The sequence below is a fragment of the Bacillota bacterium genome, assembly GCA_009711825.1.
In the GTDB taxonomy this organism is placed as follows: Bacteria; Bacillota; Proteinivoracia; order UBA4975; family VEMY01; genus VEMY01.
Map to the genome: position 1 here is coordinate 1 of VEMY01000058.1, position 15,862 is coordinate 15,862.

General features: G+C 51.9%; 16 protein-coding genes. 6 read left to right on the forward strand and 10 right to left on the reverse strand.

What is annotated here, in order from left to right:
- The first annotated feature begins 238 nt into the window (after positions 1–238).
- Positions 239–2,203, forward strand: coding sequence for a hypothetical protein (locus FH749_14285; GenBank protein MTI96618.1), 1,965 nt, complete (start codon positions 239–241; stop codon positions 2,201–2,203).
- A 35-nt stretch (positions 2,204–2,238) separates the two neighbouring features.
- Here FH749_14285 and FH749_14290 read toward each other — a convergent pair whose 3' ends face one another.
- The 8 genes from FH749_14290 to FH749_14325 all read right to left on the reverse strand — a co-directional run bounded on the left by FH749_14290 (position 2,239) and on the right by FH749_14325 (position 9,758).
- The gene (locus tag FH749_14290) at positions 2,239–2,484 is read right to left on the reverse strand and encodes a DUF3343 domain-containing protein (protein MTI96619.1); all 246 of its coding nucleotides are present in this window, start codon (positions 2,482–2,484) and stop codon (positions 2,239–2,241) included.
- Positions 2,481–2,693 carry a preprotein translocase subunit TatB gene (locus FH749_14295; protein ID MTI96620.1) on the reverse strand — a complete coding sequence of 71 codons (213 nt, stop codon included), beginning with the start codon at positions 2,691–2,693 and terminating at the stop codon, positions 2,481–2,483. Before FH749_14295 ends, FH749_14290 begins: the two co-directional genes overlap by 4 nt.
- 1 nt (position 2,694) lies before the next feature.
- Positions 2,695–3,786, reverse strand: a complete 1,092-nt coding sequence (locus FH749_14300) for a YedE-related selenium metabolism membrane protein (protein MTI96621.1) — start codon at positions 3,784–3,786, stop codon at positions 2,695–2,697.
- Between the two features lie 163 nt (positions 3,787–3,949).
- On the reverse strand, positions 3,950–5,254 hold the full coding sequence (locus tag FH749_14305; GenBank protein ID MTI96622.1) for an ABC transporter permease: 1,305 nt from the start codon (positions 5,252–5,254) through the stop codon (positions 3,950–3,952).
- Positions 5,255–5,298: 44 nt separating this feature from the next.
- The gene (locus FH749_14310; protein ID MTI96623.1) at positions 5,299–6,369 is read right to left on the reverse strand and encodes an ABC transporter permease; all 1,071 of its coding nucleotides are present in this window, start codon (positions 6,367–6,369) and stop codon (positions 5,299–5,301) included.
- Positions 6,370–6,371: 2 nt separating this feature from the next.
- Positions 6,372–7,958 carry a sugar ABC transporter ATP-binding protein gene (locus tag FH749_14315; GenBank protein MTI96624.1) on the reverse strand — a complete coding sequence of 529 codons (1,587 nt, stop codon included), beginning with the start codon at positions 7,956–7,958 and terminating at the stop codon, positions 6,372–6,374.
- Positions 7,959–8,036: 78 nt separating this feature from the next.
- Positions 8,037–9,191, reverse strand: coding sequence for a DUF3798 domain-containing protein (locus FH749_14320; GenBank protein MTI96625.1), 1,155 nt, complete (start codon positions 9,189–9,191; stop codon positions 8,037–8,039).
- A 285-nt stretch (positions 9,192–9,476) separates the two neighbouring features.
- Complete coding sequence (locus FH749_14325; GenBank protein ID MTI96626.1) at positions 9,477–9,758, reverse strand: hypothetical protein; 282 nt, start codon at positions 9,756–9,758, stop codon at positions 9,477–9,479.
- Between the two features lie 356 nt (positions 9,759–10,114).
- On the opposite strand from FH749_14325, the gene FH749_14330 reads away from it, so the two are divergent.
- The 3 genes from FH749_14330 (at position 10,115) to FH749_14340 (ending at position 12,800) form a co-directional block, all read left to right on the forward strand.
- On the forward strand, positions 10,115–10,936 hold the full coding sequence (locus tag FH749_14330) for an ABC transporter ATP-binding protein (GenBank protein ID MTI96627.1): 822 nt from the start codon (positions 10,115–10,117) through the stop codon (positions 10,934–10,936).
- Complete coding sequence (locus FH749_14335) at positions 10,926–11,729, forward strand: ABC transporter permease (protein ID MTI96628.1); 804 nt, start codon at positions 10,926–10,928, stop codon at positions 11,727–11,729. The genes FH749_14330 and FH749_14335 overlap by 11 nt, the downstream gene beginning before the upstream one ends.
- Before the next feature lie 189 nt (positions 11,730–11,918).
- Positions 11,919–12,800, forward strand: coding sequence for a nitronate monooxygenase (locus tag FH749_14340; protein ID MTI96629.1), 882 nt, complete (start codon positions 11,919–11,921; stop codon positions 12,798–12,800).
- Positions 12,801–12,859: 59 nt separating this feature from the next.
- Here FH749_14340 and FH749_14345 read toward each other — a convergent pair whose 3' ends face one another.
- Positions 12,860–13,273, reverse strand: coding sequence for a hypothetical protein (locus tag FH749_14345; GenBank protein ID MTI96630.1), 414 nt, complete (start codon positions 13,271–13,273; stop codon positions 12,860–12,862).
- 112 nt (positions 13,274–13,385) lie between these two features.
- Entirely contained in the window at positions 13,386–13,694 is a 309-nt protein-coding gene (locus tag FH749_14350) for a helix-turn-helix transcriptional regulator (GenBank protein ID MTI96631.1), read from the reverse strand.
- Between the two features lie 200 nt (positions 13,695–13,894).
- Between FH749_14350 and FH749_14355 the strand changes: the two genes are divergently transcribed.
- Both FH749_14355 and FH749_14360 read left to right on the forward strand, forming a co-directional pair.
- Complete coding sequence (locus FH749_14355; GenBank protein MTI96632.1) at positions 13,895–14,662, forward strand: laccase domain-containing protein; 768 nt, start codon at positions 13,895–13,897, stop codon at positions 14,660–14,662.
- A 108-nt stretch (positions 14,663–14,770) separates the two neighbouring features.
- Positions 14,771–15,832, forward strand: a complete 1,062-nt coding sequence (locus FH749_14360) for a hypothetical protein (GenBank protein MTI96633.1) — start codon at positions 14,771–14,773, stop codon at positions 15,830–15,832.
- The last annotated feature ends 30 nt before the right edge of the window (positions 15,833–15,862 follow it).

A 15,862-nucleotide genomic window follows, 5' to 3' on the forward strand; every position in this document is an offset into this window, starting at 1 on the left:
TGGAATATGCCCAAAGACTTGCAACGACTTAGTTCAAGCCGAAACACATTGGTAAGCCGTATGCCTTAGCAGGGCACGTGCGGTTTGATGAGGGGGTAGCCATGAGAGTGGTTACCCTACTCTATTTTGCCTGGCTTGTGGCATTAAAAAGCAAACGAGTTCGAGCCGGGTGTTTGATGCAACTATACATTTCACCGGTGGACAAGTATAATTGAGTTTAGAAGATGGGAGGGGTAGTATGCGAAAATTAATTGCACTATTGCTTACATTTGTAATAGCCTTTGGCCTGATTGGAAACTTTGACGCTTTCGCTGAAGCGGAAGAGCTGTATTTTACGATTCTCCACACCAATGACGAGCACTCGGCCCTAGTGCCCTCGCCCCTAGTGGATTATCATCCGGAGCAGGACAATCCTTCGTTGGGCGGCTTTGCCCGCTTGGCTCAGGCAGTGGCAGATATTCGGACTGCCAAAGCAGAGGAGGGGGAACCTGTCCTGCTGCTTTCTGGAGGCGATTACCTGGGGGGCTCACCTTTTGCCTGGCTGGCCCTCAATGGCTTGGCCCCGGAGCTTTCCCTGATGCAGGAGATTGGTTATGACGCTGTTGTAATTGGTAACCACGAATATGATTATGGTCCGGAAGTCCTGGCCCAGTACTTGAAGGCAGCTGGTTATCCGGAAGCCAATGCCCGGACAGCGCTCTTGGCGTCAAACACTCTGCCTCCTGCAGGCCATCCTCTCAATGATGTTGGCATTCAGAAGACTTTTGTTCAGGAGTTGGAGAATGGCATTAAAGTCGGCTATTTCGGCTTGATTGGCGAAGATGCGATATCTGTCGCGCCCCTGGCCGAGCCGGTGGAGTTTGCCGACCAGACCGAGACTGCCCGGGAGGCAGTGGCGGAGCTGGAGGCCCAGGGAGTGGATGTGATTGTTGCCATCACCCATTCCGGCGAGGATGAAGATGTCATTCTGGCTCAGGAGGTTCCCGGTATTGATGTTATTGTCGGCGGTCATTCCCACACTTTGCTATCCGAGCCAATCATTGAAGGCGAAACGATAATCGTCCAAGCCGGCGAGCTGCTCCGGGAAATGGGCTATCTGGAGCTGGCCTATAATCCCAGCACTGGCACGGTGCGAATCCGCAACCAGGAAACCGGTTCACCCCACTCACTCCCCTTGGGCCACCATGTGGGTGAGCATCCTGAAATTGGCGCACGGGTCGCTGAGTATACCGCGCACTTGAACGCCTTGATTGCCGAGATGAGCAACGGCCGCTTTCAAGACATTAGCGAAACAGTAGTTTGGTCGGATTTTGAGGTAAATAACCGCCCGCGTCTTCAGGAGTCTCCCTTTGGCAACTTTGTCACCGATGCAATGCGCCTTGTGGCAGAGGAAGCAACAGGGGAGCAAGTTCATTTGGCATTCCAGGCCAATGGCGTGATTCGTGGACGGATTCAGCCCGGCTCCATGCCCTGGTCCCGGGAGCAGGTGGCATTCTTTGACCTTGCCGATCTTGTGGGGCTGGGCTCCGGTCCTGACGGGACTGCCGGCTATCCCATGGTCTCAGTATACTTCACAGGTGAGGAGTTGCGGCGGATATTCGAGGTGCAGGTGCTGCTGGCCGAACTGATGGGCGACACCTACTTCCTCCAGATGTCCGGTGGCCGCATTCAATATGACCCGGGTCGGGCAGTGTTATTAACCGTCCCGTTTCTTGATATCCCCGTTCCCACCACCCGGGCGGTGTCTAGCGCTGAGCTGTATGTCGGAGACGGAATTCAGGACAGCGAGGAGTTTGTGGCAATTGAAAAGGGTGATGAAGCCCTTTACCATGTGGTCACCGACTACTATATCGCCGCGTTTCTGCCCATGGTTGGCGATATGTTGCCCAGCTTGGAACTGATTCTCAAGGACAAAGCGGGCAATCCGATTGACGATTTGGATGACGCAATCATTTATCGGGATGGCAGTGAACTCAAGGTATGGCAGGCGGTATTGGAGTTTGCGGCTGCCCAACCCCTTGATGACCAGGGAAATCCCCGGATCCCTGAATACTACGCCGCCACTGCCGACCGACTGATTGAGGAGCATTTGATGCCCCTCTGGATCTGGCTGATCATAGCGCTGGTTTTGTTGGTGGCGCTGATTTGGTTGCTGGTCCGCCTGATTCGCCGCCGACGGCGTCAGAAACATCTATTTGCCTAAATAGTAAGCCTGCGCGATAAAATGCGCAGGCTTTTTTAATAAACCGGAATATAATTTCCATCCTTAGCGGCAACAACTTTTTCCCATGTCAGTTTGCACTGTTTAGCCATGTCAATTGGGTCACTGCTCTCCGGCAACTCCACTTCCAGGCACAATCCGCAGCTGGAACTGAGCACCCGGGGAATTGGCCGCAACTTTCCGGGCAGCCCGGTTTGTGGCCAGTTCTTTTCCGCCACTAGCGCGTCATGGGTGGTGGGGAACAGATACAGGTATTTTTTCATGCTCTGCTCAACTCGAGAACATAAATTCCATCTTCCCGGGCAGTTTCGCGAACCTGCAGCTTATTGGTTGCGGCCAGCCGCTTGATATTCTCCCGGGGCGCGCCGGGTTCGGTAACCACCGTAACGGGCAGCTGGCCTGCTTTGATTGCTTCACTTACCTTCAGTACCGGCAAGGGACAAGAGAGACCACATACATCGAGTTTGTTCATTCTAGGCAGCCTCCTTAGTGTTTTTCATTAGCGAAATGTTGAATTTATGGCCAAAGGCAACCAGCGTCAAAATAACCAGACTTGCCACCACGGCAATCTGCCCGTTTAATCCGACACCGGCGGCGGAACCAGCGAGACCGAAGTTGTGGGCAAAACCAGCGCCGACGATCAGGCCGAAAACGGTCAGGGTGGCATCGGTATCGCCTTCACCAGCCAGAATCAGCTGCCGTAGCGGACAGCCACCTGCCAGCACAGCCGCGTAGCCGACAACTGCCATGCCCAGGAAGTTCCATAGGTGGGCGGTGTGGGCGATGGGTTGGTTGACAAATCCCAAGTTAAAGCCCGCAAAGTCGGAGATAAATGCTCCCGCCAGCAAGTTGCCCGCTAGGGCGGTGACAAAGATTGCCACAAAACCCCAAAGCAGATGGGGGTCGCGGATCAGAATCATATCCCGGATTCCTCCCGCCATGCACAAACGAGAACGCTGGGCCAGGACGCCGATTAAAAGACCGGAAAGTAACGCAATCCAGATTGGCGCTGCCAGCGAGCCGGGTCCCTCGGCGCTAAAGAACACAAAATCTGGGCGCATCATTAAGGCGACGAAGATTGCCACCAGCAGCACTGGATAAGCGAAGCCCATGCCCTGGGATTGGACTTGCGCCCGGCCCGGGTTGTAGCCGGAACGGAGCGCCAGCACACCGGCATAAATGCCTGCCGCGAAACCACCCAGGCCCAGTAGGGCGTTGAGGTCGCCGCCGGCGAGACGCAGGGTCATTCTTAGCGGACAGCCGAGAAAAACCAGGGCGCCAATCATCATCATCACACCCAGCAAAAAGCGCAGCAAGGGGTTGGCGCCGCCCCGGGTCTTGAATTCACCTCTTGCCAGGGCAATTACAAAAGCGCCAAGACCAAGGCCGACGATTTCCGGACGCAGATACTGGACAACTCCCGCCCGGTGTAGCCCGATAGCGCCGCTGATGTCCCGGAGGAAACAGGCAATGCAATAACCCATGTTTGGAGGATTTCCTAAAATTGTAAGTAGTACTGCGATTGCTCCCACCACGAAGCCAGAAAAAATTACTTTTAAGTTCAAAAAACACCCTCCTGTTCCTGTTACATTTTTCACGTATATTATACATTAGGATAACTTAGAAAGATAATCAATATTTCTTATGCTATCAGGCGGGGCTTAAAGGTTTAGTTACAGGATTGATCCACACATAAAAAACAGCCCTTGCGGGCTGTTTTTAAGTGGCTTACAGGCCAAGTTTGCTCTTGTCTTGCAGGCGCTTCTTCCAGGCATACATGGCCAGCGAGACGCCGATGACGCCGTAGGCAGCAAAGACCCGGAAGTACTCGCCAACCTGGGCATCGCCGAACAATTGGCGACCGGCGGGCGGAGCAACGATAAACAGTGTGTGGAACAAGAACACACCCAGCAGCGCCTGGCCGATGGTGGCCTTGGTGACGGTGGCGCCGCCAATCAGCAGTGCGGCCACCGAGTAGAGACCAACCTGCTCATGGCTGCCGTAGGTGCTGAAGGTGCCCAGGTTTTGCAGGAAGATGGTGTGGCCGATTGCGGCCATGACCATGGACATCATAATCGCGATAATCCGCACCCTGTTGACGTTGATACCGGCAACTGCCGCCACATGGCGGTCCTGACCGACACTGCGCATATCCTGTCCCAGTTTTGTTTTGGAGAAGAAGACAATGAACATACAGCAGAGGAAGATCACGAAGGCCGTTAGCAATGGGATCCGAATATTGTTGATGTTAGTTTCATTCACTATCTGAAGCACGCTCCAGATGCCGACATAACCGAGAAGGACCCCGTAAACTCCTAGTTTAAGCTTAGATGGCAGCGGACGTTTTTGCATAAATTGCCGGAAGAGGAAGTAACCGAGAATGCCAGCAATCAACACGATTGCTGCTATCGGCAAGGTCAAGCGCAGCAGAGTCGGATTGCCAAAACTGAGGCCTGGCCAGTCCATGCCATACTTGAGACCGTCGGTGAGGTCAATCGTCGTTCTGATGCCAGTGCCCCGAGAGAGAACCAGCCGCGCATTGTCCATGGGAATAACTGGACCGATGAGCTGCAGGAAGATAAGCTCGTAAATCCCCTGGGCAAAGAAGGCCAGAATCAAGCCGGCAATCATTTCCTGCCCCTTGGTCTTGTTAAACAGCTGACCGGTCAGATAACCCAAAAGCATTGCCACCGGTGTTGCCAAAGCGATAACCAGCAAGATGCCGGGGAGGCCGTCAATACCCCAGTGGGTGACAAAGATGACTGCCCCCTGGGCGGCCATGGCGCCAAGCACGATGGAGAAGTTCATGCCCATACCCGCCATAACAGGAATGATCAGAGACAGAACCAAGAATGCGTTCCGGGATATCCGCGAAACCATGTCTACCAGGAAGAGGAAGGGGCTCATCTCGGCGGCAATAAAACCAAGCAAGCCGAGGACGACAAACATGATTGTGACCATGTTATTGGTCATGAAATCTTTAATCTTGGTGACATTGTCTTTAGCCGGCGGGGTAGGAGTTTCAACTGGCATTTCTTCTGGTGGGGTTATACCTGCAAATGATGTGTTTCTCATGCTTACTCACCCCCTACTTGTGTCAGCGCGTATAGAATAACGCCGTTTTGAATAATCCTGCGGCTGATTTCACCCATGTTTTGCAGGTCAGCGGTAAAGGCGTTGGCCACAGGCATAGCGACAACGTAGATTGCCAAAAACAGAACTGAACCAAATATGACATTAAAGATAGTTGCCTTTTTAATTGACGCGCCACCAATCAGGACCGCAGCGACGGCGATAAAAGGCATGAACATTGGCGCTTCATAGAGCTGCAGGAAGCCGTAACTTTGAGCGTAAACAAGAATACCAACTGCGCCCAGAGCTGTGGAGAGCGCGGTGCCGATGATCCGGTGCCGGTCAACATTGATGCCGGCAGCTTCCGAGAAGCGGGGGTTGTCACCGGTGGCATACATGGCGATACCGGTTTTACTGCGCATAAACAACCAGACTAAAAAACAGCTTATGCCGAAAAACAATAGCAGACCGGTGGGTATCGTTACTCCGCCAATACTAAACGCCCAAAAATTATCGAGGATACCGGCAATGCCCCGGTTAAACAGGGAAATTTGCACCCGCACCCCTTGGCCAATGGGCCAAGCCATTTCCGGGTTATTTAGGGGTAGGAATATCCAAGCCAGCTTCATGATTGAAACCATGGAAAAGCCGACATAGGTGGCGATAACCATTTCGGATCCCTTAACCTTGTTCAGCAGCCAGCCGTAGCCGTAGCCGACAAACAGGGCGAAGGGCAGAGAGAAGAGAATCGCCAACATGAATATTTGTGCTGCCCCCAGTTGCATGAAATCGCCGACGCGCCATGCAAATTCCAGGGAGAACAGCCCGCCAACCAATCCGCAGAGAATGCCTACGGAAATTCCGAAGTTAGGTCCGATGCCACAGACAATCGCCGGCAACATCGCCAGAACAAGGACGCCCCACATGCCGATACGCTGTAGCGAATCGGTGAGCAGTTCCGCAATATTTAAGCCTGGTAGGAAAACAGCGGCGACGCACAAAAACAGGAAGAAGCCCAGGATAATGATTCTGGTGGCGCCGAAATCTTGAAAAAATTGTTTGATTGCACTACCCATTTTTACGCTCCTTTCCTACGTTTGTGGCCGGCCATTAGCAGACCGTATTCAGCGTCGGAATCTTGTGGTTTGAGGATCCCGGACAGTTTGCCTTCAGTGATAATCGCTATCCGGCCGCAGACACTACGCAATTCGGCCAGTTCACTGGAGGTCATGATAATCGTCATTCCAAGTTCTTCATTCATCCGTACCAAGGTTTCCAAAACAAGCTTCTTGGCACCGATGTCGATGCCCCGGGTCGGTTCAGACACAAACAAAATATCCGGGTTCATCGTCAGGGCCCGGGCAACACAGACTTTCTGCTGGTTACCACCACTCAGCCGACGGACAATCTGGGTCGGTCCGGTGCAGCGGATATCCAGCTCTTTAATCATATTTAAGGCGTGTTCGCGAATTTCTTTATTGTTTAATGTTGTAAACAACCCAAACTTATGCATAAACCGATTCTGGTTTTGGATGGCAGTGATAGCAATGTTCAGCTCGATGGAAGAGTCCAGAAGCAGGCCGACGCCACGACGGTCTTCCGAAACATAGGCCATACCACGGGCGAGTGATGCATGGGTATTGTTCAGTGGCAGATTTTCACCGTTGATCAATACCTCGCCACGGCAGGGGTACAAACCCATGATGCCATTGGCAATGCCGATTTTACCCTGACCGGCCAGACCGCCGATTCCAAAGATTTCTCCTTTTTTAACTTCCAGGTCGAGACCCTTAACCTCTTCGCCCGGCATATGGACCACCAAATCCTTGATACTCAGGGCTGTGTCCGCTTCCTTGATGTCGACTGCTGCACGGGACATGGTTTCCACTTTACGGCCAACCATCAATTCGGCCATTTCGGTAATGCTTGTATCCTTAATATCTTTGCTTACTACATGTTGTCCATCCCGAAGTACGGTAATGCCGTCACAAACCTCCATAACCTCATCCAAACGGTGGGTTATGAAGAGGATGGCGATTCCTTTGGCGGCGATATCCTTCATCGAGTTGAGAAGGTGTTCTGCCTCAGATTCAGCAAGCACTGCTGTCGGTTCGTCAAAAACCAAAAGTTTAAGGTTTGATTTGTCAATTTCCCGGGCAATTTCGGTGAATTGCATGTAACCGACCGGCAAACCGGCCACAGTTACATATTCGTCGATATCGATGTTCAAGGTATCCAACGCTTTGCGGGCGTCTGCATTCATCTTCTTAAAGTCCAAGGATTTGAGTTTTTCGCCAAAAATACCACTGAGCAAATTCGGCTTAAGGATTTCCCTATTGAGCTTAATGTTCTCAGTCAAGGTAAAGTTGGGCAACAGCATGAATTCCTGGTGAACCATACCAATTCCGTGATGCATCGCCATTTGCGGCGAATTGATATTGACTTTTTCTCCCTCAATGAATATTTCCCCGTCATGACCACCGGTGGTGTGTATCACCCGCATTCCGAAGAGGATGTTCATGAGTGTGGACTTGCCGGCGCCATTCTCACCAACAATTGCGTGGATTTCGCCAGGCTTGATGTTGAGGTTGATGCCTTCGAGCACTTGTGTTCCATAGTAGTTCTTACCAATATCCTTCATCTGCAGCAAATAGTTCTCTGACATACGTTCCCCTCCCTACAGTAGATTTAAAAATGCAAGGTTGCCAAATACGGCAACCTTGCATTCGGAATTTGGCAGGACTTATTCACCGAAAATGATGTGATCGGAGAGGTACAGATAGTAGTTGTCAGTGCCGTCGTACTCGCTCAGGGTAACCTCAGCGGTGTAACCGAGCAGGTCACTAGCGATACCTTCCATGATGTCAATGAACGCTTGCTTGTCGTTACGGCTGGAGATGTTGCCTTCAATCCAGTCGATGGCATAGTAGGTGCCAGCCTGGATGTAGAGCATGTTGACAGGCAGTGGCCAGGTAGCAACGCGGCCAGCAGCGCCCATTTCGACAACTTTCTCTTCGATGGCTTCCAGCATCCATGCTACATCGCCCTTGTTCTCATCTTCAACCTCGATACCCAATGCTTGGGGCAGAGCGTGATATGGGCTGGGGCAGCACTGGACAGGGAAGATGCCGCCGTTGGTGATAGCTTGATAAATCAACGGCTCCATCATTGCACAGTTGGTGCCAAACACTGCGGTGTTGGGGCCATACTGGTCAATCTTCCGGGGCACATCTTCGGTGATGAACATCTGGGTGCCAGCGATACCGGCATCAGCAGTGGGGTCCGGAGCATCTTCTTCTACGAAGGTCATGCCCAGCTCTTCAGCTTTTGCCTTCATCAGGTCACGACGCTGAGCGAGCATTTCGATGGACATATGACGAGGGAAGGAGTAGTGGACCAATACTTCAGCACCCATGTCGTAAGCGTGCTGAGCGATTTGCTCACCACGGCCGATGTCGTCAGTATTGATGACGATGTCGCCCTTGGTAGCGATTACATCCGGGTCTTCCTGGGGAGAACCGAGGATGAACAGCATGTCCGGACGGATTTCCTTAACGCGGTCAACAGCAGGTGAGGCGCCAGGCACGGCCTGGACCATGATGATGGCCTTGGTGTCGGGGTTCTCGGCCATTTCCAGCATGTTGCTGATGGTTGTCTCCTGCTCCTGCATGAAGCGGTCAGGATACGTAGCAATCATAATCCTGTCTGAGCCAAACTCTTCTTGCATTTGCTCAGCCATACGATATTCTTCTTCGTTCTGAGTAACAGTACCGGTCATGATACCAATTACCCAATCTTCTGCAACGTCACCATTGCCATTGTCGTCGCCGTTGCCATTGTCGTCGCCGTTGCCATTGCCATCGCCCCCACCACAGGCCACGAGGCTGAATGCCAACATAAATGCGAGCAGTACCAGTAAACTCTTCTTAAACATATTAACCCTCCTTGTGTTTTGTCCATGTGTTAATCGCGACTAATTAGATTGATTACCACTCCTTTCTGCTATCTGACTTCTACAGAGAGATAGCCTTTATGATATATTCGTTATAACAAAAAAAAATTCCTTCTTTTGCTCCAAAGAATTTTTTATACCAGCTTCTATATTTAAAGAAAACCCCTATTTTTGGTCCACAAAAACCGGTTTGTGTCCAAATCGGGGGTCTTTTACAGTCCGCATCTATATCTATTCTTTTTCTTCAGGGTTGTGGGGATAACGAAGAGTTGCATCAAGCAGCACCCAATCATTTTCTTCCCAGCCCCTGACCATGCCAACAATTCCCGGGTCATCACCCTTCCAGGTTATGTAGTCCCGGACAAATAATTGGGCCGGCACTTCAAAGTCGGTAGGATCGTAATTCACGACCTGCTGATAATATTGCTCGCGGGGGACCCGCAGCCACCTGTGGACCACCCGCACATTTTCTACCGGTCCCAGGTCCTCTACATGACTAAAAATATCTGCCATATTATCACCTCACGGCTAGTATTTCCCCGGTACTGACAACATATTGTTAAAAATAACAAAAAACTCTTGCCACCCTCACAACAGAGTTGTATAATAAGCTGGCAATTATCAGAAAGGAGGCCGCGGAACATGCAAACAATGATTCGACTCAAAGGTGCTGCTAGCAGCAAGCTTAACAAGGACTCAGTGTGTACTTTTCCCGGCCGGTACTTGAATTTCTTTCTTATTTAATATTTGAAAGAACTCAGGTCATCGGCTCGGTTGCCGATGACTTTTATATTTTCCCGTACTCTTTTTCGCGGGCGATGTAGTCATGGGGCAATCATGGCTATTTTTTATGTTCAGGAGGAGTAAAAATGAACTTTGCAATCAAATGCGAAAATGTGGTCAAAAGCTTCTGGGAGGATAAGGAGGCAGATAAATCTGCCTATTGGCTCAAGCGTCTGCGGCCGGGGAAATCCCTGGTGCGGGCCGTTGATGATGTAAGCATTCAGGTGCAGCGCGGCGAGATTTTTGGTCTGCTGGGACCCAATGGTTCCGGCAAGTCCACCTTAATTCGCCTGATGGCAACCCTGCTCCTGCCCGACAGTGGCACTGTCACCGTTTTGGACCACGACGTTGTCAAGGAAACCTTGGCCGTTCGCAAAGTCATAAATCGGGTTTCGGTGGATGCGGCGTTTTTCAAAAAACTCTCCGCCCACGAAAACCTGCTCTATGCCGCCCGGCTATATGATGTAGATTCGCGGTTGGCTGCTCAGACCGCTGCGAAAATTCTCCGCCGTCTTGGCTTCAAAGAAAACAAAATTTACGCGCCCATGGAGAACCTCTCCCGGGGCATGCAGCAAAAGGTCGCCATCGCCCGGGCGCTCCTCACTTCGCCTGTGGTCATGCTTCTGGATGAACCTACCACCGGCCTCGACCCCAAGAGCAAGCGGGATGTCCAGGAATTTGTCCGGGAAATCCAGGGAGAGCACGATGCGACAATTATCCTCACCACCCACGATATGTTTGAGGCAGAACGGCTCAGTGACCGCATCGCCATCATCGACAATGGTCGGATAGAGGATTTGGACACCGCCGCCGGGCTCAAAGCTAAAGCCGGTGTCGATTCGATGGATGATGTTTTCTTTGCTCTCACCGGCAAAGAATGGGAGGAGGCAATTGCCGATGAGTGTTAAGTCTGAAATACGGGCGACCTACGCCTTTGTAGAGCGGAACTTCAATTTGGTCCGCCGCTATATCAACTGGGAAATCGTGTTTGTGTTTTACACGATTATCAACACACTGACCATCGGCCTGATAGGCGTTCAGGCCGGGCAGGAGGCGGGGGAGACGGTGCTCTACCTGATTGTCGGCGCCCTGCTCTGGGGTTTTCTGTCGGTATTGTTCCACGAGGTCAGCGAATCGGTGAGCTGGGAGCGTTGGGAGGGCACCATCGAATACACCTTTATGGCGCCCATCCATCGGCTTACCCATCTGGGTGGAATGTGCATCTTCGCAATTATCTACGGCACCATCCGTACAGCAATTGTATTGGTGGCCGTTACTTTCTTCTTCGATATTAGTCTTGCCGGCGCCAACTTGTTTTCTGGACTTACCGTGCTGGCAGTATCCAGTCTCTCCTTCATCGGGCTGGGATTGATGGCGGCGGTGCTGCCTTTGATGTCGCCGGAAAAGGGCTCCCAGGCCACCCATATCATACAAGGCTTTATCCTGTTGGTCTCGGGTGTGTACTATGAAGTGGAAGTTTTGCCGGTGTGGTTGCAGCCCCTGTCCACAATCTCACCCGCCACCTATACCCTGCGGGCGGCCCGCGCCGCCCTGCTGGAAGGCGCTACTGTCCGGGAGTTGGGGCCGGAGCTCTTGATGCTTGCCGTGATTGGCCTGGCGTTGATTCCCATCGGATTGTTCATCTTCTCCTTGGGGGAACGTTATGCTATGCGGGCAGGAAAATTGAAACGGAATGGTTAACCGGGAGATAAGATTGTAGGCCGCCTGAGCTGTTGAAACGGGCGGCCTTTTGTTACCAGATTGTAATATACGGTTGCAATTTTTATAACCAGCTATTATAATCAAGGTATAATAATTTATGGGGTGTAGAACTTGCAAGGACTGAAAATAGGAAACATTAGTGTCCCTGTCCCGATTGTTCAGGGCGGGATGGCTGTGAAGATATCCACCGCGCCCCTGGCGGCAGCAGTTGCAAATTGCGGCGGCATCGGCGTCATCGCCGGCACCGGCATGAGTGTAGAGGAACTGCGCCAGGAAATTCAACGGGCCAAGGAAATGGTCACCGGACACGGTGCCCTGGGAGTGAATGTTCTATTTGCTGCTACCGCTTTCGCTGACCTGGTAAAGACGGCGATTGCCGAAGGTATTGATCTCGTGTTTTCCGGCGCCGGTATCTCCCGGGACATGTATACCTGGGGGCGGGAGAAGGATGTGCCGGTGGTGCCAATTGTTTCCACAGGACGTTTGGCTGTTATGGCAGAGAAGATGGGCGCTTCCGCAGTGGTTGTTGAAGGCAAGGAAGCCGGTGGCCACCTGGGTACCGATCGCCCTCTGCGGGAAATCCTCCAGGAAGTAGTAGGCGCAGTCAAGATTCCTGTGATTGCCGCCGGCGGCATCGTCGATGGCGAAGATGTCAAAGAAATGCTGGATGCCGGTGCTGATGGCGTACAGATGGGCACCCGTTTCGCTGCTACCCACGAATCCAACGCTTCTTCGGAATTCAAGGAGCTTTACGTCCGGGCCGGACGCGAAGATGTGGTTCTGGTGGACAGCCCGGTCGGTCTCAAGGGCCGGGGGCTGTACAATCCATATTATGCCCGGGTAAACAAAGACGGTGCTGCTATCGAACAGTGCATTGGTTGCCTCAAACGTTGCTCCCAACGCTTCTGTATAATGGATGCATTAACCAACGCCCATGCGGGCGGGGATTTTAATAACGCTTTAATCTTTTCCGGCGAACGGGTGGACAAAATTAAACAAATCCTTTCCGTCCGTGAAATTTTCGCCGATATAATCACTCAGCTCACTTGACCTCCCCTAAACCATCAGCCACCAGGAGTTTCCTGGTGGCTGATGTGCGTACTGCCTCGTTAAATTGACGCGCTTTGGCTTGTCAATTGCTGGGCCAGTGTTTCCAAGTATACCGGATTTCCGGCAAGTAGCGCCTGCGCCGCTGCCGCCACTAATGGCGCGGCGTTCTGATTAATATAGTAGATATTTTCTGTCGGCAGCTCAGGCTTTCTGTAGCGGGATTTATAGTGCCAGCCAATCCCGCGATCGATAATCATAAGCGGAATGTTTACATAGTTGGGGGCTGCTTCCAGGCGGGCACAGAATCGATTCCAATTCTCCCGCCCCATGAATTGACGGTCGACAATTATCAGGCCCGCCTTTTCATTGCCTTGGGTGTAAGGCGGATGCGGTTGACTTAGTCGGCCAATGGGACGAAGTTGCCGGGTCACCTCGGGGTTATCGCTGATTAGGATAATTAGTGCATCTGACATTAGAATTCCCTCCATAAAACATATGTTCTGGTGCAAGTTTAGCACGCGGCTACGACAGCAGCTGTCACCAGAGAAATATTTTTCTGCAACTAAAAACCCGGGCTTAGCCGGGTTAGTCAGTTAGGGAATTACATAATTTTCTTGCCATAACTTGCGCTTGTTTAAGGATCTCTTTGCCCTGCTGGGTTGCAGAGTAATAGACACGGAGCTTGCCATCGACGACTTTGGGGGCGCTGGTTAAGAGACCCTTGGTCTCAAGTGAACGAAGCACGGGATACAAGGTGCCCGGACTGAGGTGGTGGCCATAGGCGCCCAGAGCTTCTTGGAGCTCGGCGCCGAAGACCGGGCGCTGGGAAGCGTGGTTGAGAATATATACTTGGACAAAGCCCAACATCAACTTACGAAGAATTTTTTCCGCGATTGTTTTCACCGCCTATTTTTAATTCATATATCTAAATGCTGATAACTCCCAAAGTAATATTCGTTTATATGGGCAAGATTTAGGGGGATTTAGCAGAAATATAAGTTATAAATTTGTGTTCCCGCAAACGAACTATATATAATGATAGAAAATGTTTAAATCCGGTGTCATTACTGGGCATAGTTTGCATAGTATAATCAGTGATGTTTTTTCCGGGGAGGGAGACAAAAGTGGAAGCAGGTTATAGCTTTAACCTGGAACAGCTGCGCTGTTATTTTACAACTCGGGCCCTGGGCGACCTGACCTTTGCCCGGGGCGAGCGCGAGCAAATTCTCGCCAATTATTGGCAATTGGAAAAGGCCACCGGCATCGCTCCTGAGCAGATTGTCCGGCCCCGTCTGAACAACGGTGATTTGGTCGCCCGGGTTTTTGCCAGTGATGCCGGCAAAGGGGTGCTAAAGCCGCCCGGCCACCTGTACGGAGTGGATGCCGTCTATACCAATGCCCCCAATATCTATATCGCCATCACAACAGCCGACTGCTATCCATTGATACTTTATGATCGCAGACGCTTGGCTGTGGGAATCGCCCACTGTGGCTGGCGGGGCATTGTCCGGCATCTGGACGAAAAGTTGCTCACAGCAATGGCCACCGACTTTGGAACGCACCCGGAAGATGTGGTGGCGGTTATTGGCCCGGGAATCGGAGTCTGCTGCTACCGCCAGCATGACGACGGGCTCCGGGATGCCTTCTCCGATTATGAGCTTCCCGGTCTGACTCGGGAAAACAATGACGGCACCTATAATATCGATATCGCCCTCGCTCTGCGTGCTAATCTTCGTGCCCAGGGGATTGACCAAATTGTCAGCACCCGGCATTGCACCGGCTGCGACAGCAAGTTTTTTTCCGCCCGGATGGAGGGTACAGATACCGGCCGCATGTTGAATCTGGCTGCCATAGTGACTTAAACCCGCGCTGGCGGGTTTTTACTTTACTATTACAATTTTCTGTCGCCGCCCTGTGCGGGGTTAATTTATGTTACCCTGACGGAAAGAACTATAGAGAGGATGATTACGATGACGAAATGGAAGTTTCTGTCCTCCTACAAGTACGACCTGGCGGCCTTTTGTAATTTGTTTACCCTCGATTCGCGATACCAAGAGCTGCATAATGAGGCCTGGCAACGCTTCCAACCCCTGATTGAAGACAGCGCTGAGCATACTGCCTTTGCACAGCAGTTGAACCAGTCTGGAGTTTTGGTCAGCAGTGCCCTGAGCGCAATTTTTGATAGCTATGAATATAATGGCGACGACATCGATGAGCTTTGTCGGGTGCTTGATGACTCAAAATTACTGCAGACCCGGCTTCGCGACTATTTCCTGGACACGGGAATACTTACCGCCGAAACCTGGGAGGCATACAAACCGATGATGCCGGCCTTCAGCGCTTTGGCCAAGTATGCCCATAACAATGGTTTTGCCGAATGGTGGCATAAGCGGTGTCTGCCGGAAATTGAAGAGCGGTGCGCGGAGTTTGAACGCAATGCCGAAAGCTACCCGGTGCTAGAAGCGATCAATAGTTTGCTGGGCAGAAAGTATGCCCTGCCGCACCCGCAAATCACTGTGTATGTCTGTAAGTACTCGGCGCCCAATGGCACCAGCCTCATCAACCAGAGCTTTGTTACAGATCTGCGCTGGCCGCTGAAAACCACGGTGCCCATCGCCCTCCATGAAATGATGCACCCGCCCTTTGACCGACACCGCATCACTGAGATCGCGGAATCGCTGGTGGCCGATGAGTTGGTAATCGCTGCCCGGGCCCGGCTCGCCCCCGGTAATTATTCCACGCCGTTGTTCTTTGTTGAGGAGAATATTGTCGAGGCCGCCCATATCTACCTGGCAGAGCAAATGGGCCTGGAGGATAATCCCCTGCAATACTTTATCGACCACGATAACGCCACCCATGTGCTTTCGCCGCTGATTTACACATACTTAAAGCGCTGGCAGGCCGGAGATGAGCTCAGCTTGGAACAGGCGGTTGAGCGGATGGCAGCAGAGGGAATTTTGGAAGCGGGAAAAATTAAGTCCCTATATAATGAACTCTACGCCCAGGCAGGAATCAGTCATCCCTATAAATAAAAAACAGAACCTGCACGGTTCTGTTCCGGT